The 7396-nt window shown below is 36.2% G+C and carries 8 protein-coding genes; all 8 read left to right on the top strand.

Annotated elements, in window-relative coordinates:
* The coding region (locus tag HRT72_01040; protein NQY66302.1) for a hypothetical protein at positions 1–250 on the top strand (250 nt) is incomplete at its 5' end.
* A 1-nt stretch (position 251) separates the two neighbouring features.
* Positions 252–1712, top strand: coding sequence for a magnesium chelatase (locus HRT72_01035; GenBank protein ID NQY66301.1), 1461 nt, complete (start codon positions 252–254; stop codon positions 1710–1712).
* A 14-nt stretch (positions 1713–1726) separates the two neighbouring features.
* The gene (locus HRT72_01030) at positions 1727–2062 is read left to right on the top strand and encodes a hypothetical protein (protein NQY66300.1); all 336 of its coding nucleotides are present in this window, start codon (positions 1727–1729) and stop codon (positions 2060–2062) included.
* Between the two features lie 556 nt (positions 2063–2618).
* Entirely contained in the window at positions 2619–2900 is a 282-nt protein-coding gene (locus tag HRT72_01025; GenBank protein NQY66299.1) for a hypothetical protein, read from the top strand.
* A 13-nt stretch (positions 2901–2913) separates the two neighbouring features.
* Entirely contained in the window at positions 2914–4056 is a 1143-nt protein-coding gene (locus HRT72_01020) for an amino acid ABC transporter substrate-binding protein (GenBank protein NQY66298.1), read from the top strand.
* Between the two features lie 9 nt (positions 4057–4065).
* Entirely contained in the window at positions 4066–5568 is a 1503-nt protein-coding gene (locus tag HRT72_01015) for a HAMP domain-containing histidine kinase (protein ID NQY66297.1), read from the top strand.
* A 54-nt stretch (positions 5569–5622) separates the two neighbouring features.
* The gene (locus HRT72_01010; GenBank protein NQY66296.1) at positions 5623–6975 is read left to right on the top strand and encodes a DEAD/DEAH box helicase; all 1353 of its coding nucleotides are present in this window, start codon (positions 5623–5625) and stop codon (positions 6973–6975) included.
* 85 nt (positions 6976–7060) lie between these two features.
* On the top strand, positions 7061–7396 hold a 336-nt coding region (locus HRT72_01005; protein ID NQY66295.1), incomplete at its 3' end, for a DUF2235 domain-containing protein.

Below are 7396 nucleotides of genomic sequence, written 5' to 3'. Positions count from 1 at the left end.
CTATTATAAGAACAGTATGGGGCTCGATGCCTTTATTACAGGGAAATGTTTGAATATGGCCAAGCAAGCCCGTAAGCTTCAAATTCCCATTACGACTTTTATGATAGCGCGCGATCAATATCTACAGCACTTCGTTGAGGAGTTTACTCAGGCTAACCAGGGCAAAGCTTTTTACACAGGACTAAAAGGATTGGGCGAGATGATATTTGAAGATTACGAACAGAATAGAAAAAAGAAAATTAGAAATTAGCATGGACCACAAAGCAATACAAACGTTAGGGGACTTAGTAAAAAGTGGCTACACAAGTAAAAGCGTAAAGCAAGAATTGAGAGATAACTTGGTAGAGAAGCTTGCAAATGATTTGCCCTTGTTTGAAGGTATAATAGGTTATGACGATACTGTTATCCCTGAACTAACCAATGCGATACTGTCTAAGCACAATATTAATCTGCTGGGTTTACGTGGTCAGGCGAAGACAAGAATTGCACGTTCCATGGTTAATTTATTAGATGAATATATTCCAGTGGTGGAAGGGTCCGAAATTAACGACGACCCATTAAATCCCTTATCGAGATTTGCGAAAGACCTTGTTTCTGAAAAGGGAGATAATACACCAGTCAGATGGCTCCATAGAACTAATCGGTTTTTTGAGAAGTTGGCTACACCAGATGTTACTGTGGCCGATTTGATAGGAGATGTAGATCCTATTAAAGCTGCAAGTTTGAAGTTGTCTTATGCGAACGAAGAGGTGATTCACTTTGGAATGATTCCTCGTGCCAACCGTTGCATATTTGTGATTAATGAGTTACCAGATTTACAGGCTAGAATCCAGGTTTCGTTATTCAATATCTTGCAAGAAGGGGATATACAGATTAGAGGTTTTCAAATGCGATTGATGTTAGATCTAGAATTTGTGTTTACAGCAAACCCAGAAGATTACACAAATAGAGGAAGTATTGTAACACCACTTAAAGATCGTATTGGATCTCAAATAATGACGCACTATCCGCAGGATATAGAAACGGCACAAGCCATTACGGATCAAGAAGTGAAGTTATCGGAAACAGCGAATAAGAAAATACTTGTACCAAGTCTAGCTAAACAACTAGTTGAGCAAATAGGCTTCGAGGCAAGAAAGAGCGAATTAATTGATAGTAAGAGTGGCGTATCTGCACGGATGAGTATCACAATCTATGAGAATTTGTTGAGCACTGCCGAGCAAAGGTTGATACGAAGTAAAGACAAGGAAACAACTGTTCGTATGAGTGATTTCTTAGGAATAACTGCCGCGATTACTGGTAAGGTAGAATTGGTTTACGAAGGAGAACAGGAAGGGGCAGCGGGAGTTGCATCTATTCTATTGGGCGATGCAGTAAACGCTTTGTTTGGAGATAATTTTAGAGAGATTAAGAAATTACAAAAGCCCGACGAGATTGATGAGTTTGATAAAGTAGTTAACTGGTTTATGAATAACTCTGGTTTTGAATTGCCAAACGGAGCAAGTAATGATAAATATTCAAGTTTGTTAAACTCGGTTGGGCCGTTGGGCGATGTGCTTGAAGCTTACATTCTGGAAACAGCTCCGGAAGATGAATTATTTTATAAAGAGTTTGTTTTATGGGCTCTTGCCGAGAATGAAAAGCTAAGTAAAAAGAGTTATTCAAAGGGCGTAAGCTTTGCCGATTCGATATTGGATTCTTTATACAGCTAGATTAATCTTTATTCGTGAAGAAGCCCAGGGAGTATGTCTCATCTAAAGATATAAGCAAGATCGATTTATCTGTTGGTCCTAAATCAATAGGAGCTTTTCTTATTGAAGCTATTAATCCGAATAGCGGAAAATTTCTACCTCGTTATGTTGGATGTTCATACGATAACTTAATGGGAGAGATTGTTAGAAGCACCCTTCGAAAGGAGAATATTGGGTTTAACAGGTATCGACTAGTTGAAACGAAAACACCTCAAGGAGCATGGGCGTTGGAGTGTAAAACATACCACGAGTTTAAAGAGGTAAATAATTTGACAAACTCTAGTACAAGCGAAGGGCCAAAGAAAGAATAACAAAAAGTTTTTTTGTTCGTGAAATAGTGCTTGTATTATAGTTGTGTGGCCTCGTAACTATAACTAATTCAAGTCTAAATTGAATAGATTTTTATTATGAGAAAGTATGTCCTATTAATAACCGTATTAAGCTTCATTGTTGGCTTTCAGCAACTGTCTGTGGCCCACGAAACATAGAAAGAAGTTAAGGCCGAACATCAGAATACTGGATTCTTGGATTTTATGGATACTACGATACACGGAACTTCAGTGTAATGACCATTAATATTCTGGCCAAACTACCTCATCGGGTTCAATATTTTTCTCTTACTAATTACCAAAGCGTTCCACGTACGCCTGATTTAGGAGGCTATTACAGCGAGCATAATATTCGTTGGAATGTAAAAAAGGGAAATTCATTAGATATTAGATTTCAATATGTCATGCGACAGGGCGATATGAATGACGATTACAAACTAGGTTTTAGGTGGAGATAGAGTAATACACCGGTTATTAAGGATTTTTTTCCAAGATGAATATGTTCTATTCTGCAAATCCAATGCTTATTCTGTTCCGAATGGAAACAGATATTAAATACATGACAATGATAGAGCATGTTTACAACATTAAGGTATGGCCGAGTAAATTGAAGGACCGTGTTTATATTGCCGGATTCGCAGACCAGAATATCGTTTATCTAGATGGAGGGGTTAAAATGAGGTGGGTATCAGAGTATCAGTTAGGAATTCGATTAATAGATCAATTTTACCTTGTTGCTGAATATAGAATAAATGATTTATTACCTTCCGGTAATTATGGTTTAGGGTATGGATTCCAGTATAAAGTAGCATTCAAATAATTCAAAGAAATTTATGAAGTCTCTAAAAAGTCAAATGAATATTTTTTTGGTAGTTATTCTTTTTTTAGGAATAGGCTGTGCTGATAATGGTATCACTGAAATTAATATTGGGTATATAGGGCCATTGTCGGTTAGGGCAACAGATTTGGGAATTGGTCCGGCAAAAGCAATTGAATTGGCGGTAGAGCAATACAATGAAACAAAAGAGGAGGATGAACCAAAATTAAATCTTTTTGTAAAAGACGATGAATGGGAAAAAGACAAGGCTTTGCCTTTATACGATGAGTTAAGAAAAGACCATGATATTCAAGTTGTTTTAATTAGTAATACGGGTGGTACTGTTGCAATTCAGGGAAAACTGTTGGCGGATAATGTTCTTTGTATTAATTCTTTAAATAATGATGAATTACTTTCCTCCCTTAATGAAAATACGTTTGCTGTTGCTAAAAGTACAGAAGGTGCAAATGGTTTAGTGGCAGAACGAATCGTTGAGTTGGGATTAAAAAAAGTTATGATAATGCATTTTCCGAACGACTTTATGACAAGGGGGGCAATGGCTGCGAAGAAAATTTTGGATCAGGCTAAAATTGAAAATTTGGTATATGAAGTTGAAAAAGGAAATAAAGACTTTACAGATCATTTCAAGAAATTTCAAACAGATAGTTTCGAGGCATACATAATGTTTGGTTATAAGGCGTTTGGTTTTGCCTCTAAACAAGCTAGGGATTTGGGTATTGATGCTCCGTTTTATGGTTCTGCTACGCTAATGGACCCTGCTTATTTCAATAATTCGGAAGGTGCAATAGTGGGTACAGAGTTTCCGTTTTTTACTCCGTCAGATGGAAACTATATTAAGGCGAATGAGTTTTTAGACGCATATGCTGAAAAATTTGGAAAGAAACCAAACTCTATTTGGCCACCGATGCAAGCATTTGATGCAGCTAATTTGTTGATATCGAAATTACGATCTGTAAATAAAGGGTTGCCCGAAGGTTTGTCTATTGGCGAATGGTTGCGATCTCAGCTCCACGAAGTATCCTACTTTGAAGGTGTTTGTGGAAATCTTTTGATAAGTGAAGATGGGATGTCAAAGGGAGTGTATTTTTCTTTGTATCGTTTTGATGGGGAGGGTGATATAAGTAACGTTACACACTAGAATTATAGTATGACAATTCGAAATAAGTTAATTCTCGCTTTTGGTTCGATTATATTATTTCTGATAATTGTTATTACACTTATTCAGATTGTTAGTCGCGATGCCAATTCTAATTACCAAAATATGTTGGATATTTCTAATCCAGCTATTTCGAATTTGGAGCGGTTTCAATCCTCAAATAATGAGTTAAATCTTCTTGTAGTTAATCTTGTATCCAGTTACGGAAGTTTTAATCCTTCAAGAGAAAACAGAATAAAAGGAATATTGGATGTTGAGTTTCCAAACTTAATATCTGAGGTAAAAATAATTCAGGGTAGGCTACCAAACGAAGGCAAATTATTTGAAAGCTGTCACCAAATAATAACTATTGCTGCAGAGCTGAGAAGTAATTATTGGATTATTCTCGGAATGGAAAAAGCAGGTAAAGGGAATAAGGAAGCAATAAAGCTGGCAAAAGACTTGGCAGGGAATCTGATTCATGATGAAATAACTCCGTTGTACCAGCGGTTAACGTATCAACTTTGTAAACTACAGGACTTTTACAAGAAAGAGAATGCGCAATTCCAATCGGGTTTGGCAAAAAGTATTTTTTTGCTATCTACCACTACCCTGATAATAGGTGTAGTTGCAATATTATTAGGTTTGATTATTTCCTTGCGCATCACTAAATCAATTGTAAATCCTGTTATTAAATTACAAGAATCTACTTCTGAAATTAGTAAAGGGAACTATGATTTGAAAATTGAATTAAACGAAAGTGATGAGTTGGGTAAATTGGGTAAATCGTTTAATCTAATGACAGCAGCAGTGCAAGAAAGTTTTAATAAAGTAGAAAATTCAAATAGAAAATTGATGCAGTTGAACTACATAGCATCACATGATTTGAAAACTCCAGTAAAGAATATTGAGGGTTTGTTGGAGGTTCTAAAAGAGGAAAATATGATAGCTGATGAAGGCAAATGTTTAATAGATATGGCTTGTAGTAACCTTGAAACTATGACGGATACAATTGCCAGCTTAAATAAAGTGATATCGGTACAAACCGAGTTGGAAAATATGGAAATGGATAAGTTGCATTTATCTACAATCGTTGATGAGGTAAAAGGATTGCTGAGTACAGAAATAGAAAATACAGGAACGCAGATAGACGAATATTTTTCTACAATGGAGTATGTCATGTTTTCGAAAGTTCATTTGGTTAGCGTCTTCCAAAATATGTTAACGAACTCTATTAAGTACCAACAAAAAGGTAATGTGCCTAAAATTAGCATTAGCTCATCGGTTGAAAATGGGTTTGCTATTTTAGAATTTAAGGATAATGGAATAGGGATGGATTTGAAAAGAACAGAAGGTAGGTTGTTTGGCCTCTTCCAGCGATTTAATGATACATATAAGGGAAAAGGGATTGGTCTTCATATAGTTAGTTCTATAATAGAATCCGTAGGAGGTGAAATTAAAGTAGAAAGTGAACTAGGTGTTGGAACTTCTTTTAGAGTGAGCATTCCTATATAATTTACAAAGTGATTCTGCACGTTGATTACCCTTTCATTTACGTAATTTTGCAATATGTCAGAACGAACGTTTCAAGATTTTAAATTAACCTCTGCATTGCGTAATGCTATTGAGGAAGAGGGTTTTGTTAATCCTACTCCAATTCAAGAAGAGGCTTATCCCGTAATTCTTTCTGGTAGAGATATGGTGGGAATTGCGCAAACAGGTACAGGTAAAACCCTGGCCTATGTTATTCCAATCTTGCATCAGCTTACATATTCTGAACAAATTAATCCTAGGATTTTGATATTGGTTCCAACAAGAGAGTTGGTTATTCAGGTTCAAAAAGAGATTGAGCGGTTTTTGACCTATATGACAACTCGTGTATTAGGGATTTATGGAGGTGTAAACACTAACCCGCAACGAATGAAATGTGCGCAAGGTGCGGATATTATTGTGGCTACTCCAGGACGATTATATGATTTGGTTATAAGTAGGTCTCTTCATTTAAAGGCCATTAAAAAGCTTGTTATTGATGAGGTTGATGTAATGCTTGATTTGGGCTTTCAGCTTCAACTTGAACGTATTTTTGAGTTGCTTCCCGAACAAAGACAGAATATTATGTTTTCGGCTACTATGACGGAAGAAGTTGATGTTTTGATAGATGATTATTTTGCTGGTCCAGTTAAGATTGCCATCGAATTAAGCGGTACACCATTAGATAATATTAAGCAGTCGTGTTACTTCGTTAAAAATTTCTATACCAAGATTAACCTCTTGGTGCATCTTCTTCAGGATCAAAATGAATTCACCAAGGTGTTAGTATTCGCTTCAAATAAAAAACGTGTTGATCTTATTTTTGAAAGACTAGAAGAAGAGTTTGGTAATACTTGTGCAGTTATCCACGGTAATAAATCACAGAACTTTAGAATAAGAAGTATAGAGCAATTCGAACAAGGAGTTAGTAGGGTTTTGGTTGCAACAGATGTAATTGCTCGTGGTCTTGACCTAGATAAGATTTCTCATGTTATCAATTTTGATACACCTATTTATGCAGAGAACTACATGCATCGAATTGGCAGAACGGGTAGAGCGGAAGAAAAGGGTAAGTCGATTTTGTTTTTTACAGAGCAAGAAGAGAGCGATATGGTGGATATCGAGGACTTGATGGATTACGAGATTCCCGTTATTGAATTTCCGGATGAAGTTGAAGAGTCTGCTCAACTATCAGATGAGGAACGAACAAGACCAAAATTCAGCAAGAATCGAATAGATTCAAGGGCAAATCTCAATAGTGGATTTCACGAAAAGAGCGAAAAGAATAAGAAGACCAATCAAGGTGGATCTTACTCTCGAAAGAAAGCTTTGAAATACAAGAAAGCGAGACGGAGAGGAGATAAGATACTGAACATGAATAAGAAAAAGTAAAAAGCTTTTCTTGTTATATTACCTGATAGGTAATAATACGTAGTTTCGTTGTTGATCAATAACGAAACTTTCACACCCAATTATTATGAGTAAGAATATTATCCTATGTGCCGACGGTACTGGTAACGAAGGTGGTTATACGCCAGATAGTAATGTCTATAAAATGTACAATGCTATCGATATTCATAATGCTGCAAAAGAGCAAATAACATTTTACGACAACGGGGTAGGAACGCAAAAAAACAAATATATCAGGAGTCTTTCTGGGGCTTTAGGATTTGGTTTTGAAACGAATGTTAAGGATTTGTACGAGTTTTTAGCTCGGCGTTACGACGCTGGTGATGGTATTTTCATGTTTGGGTTTAGTCGAGGTGCTGCTACAATAAGAGCGTTTAATGGCTTTATCGATAATGTTGGCCTT

The sequence above is a fragment of the Flavobacteriales bacterium genome, assembly GCA_013214975.1.
Taxonomy (GTDB): Bacteria; Bacteroidota; Bacteroidia; order DT-38; family DT-38; genus DT-38.
The sequence above is the reverse complement of the archived record's forward strand: the minus strand, read 5'-3'. Positions and strand labels throughout refer to the sequence as shown.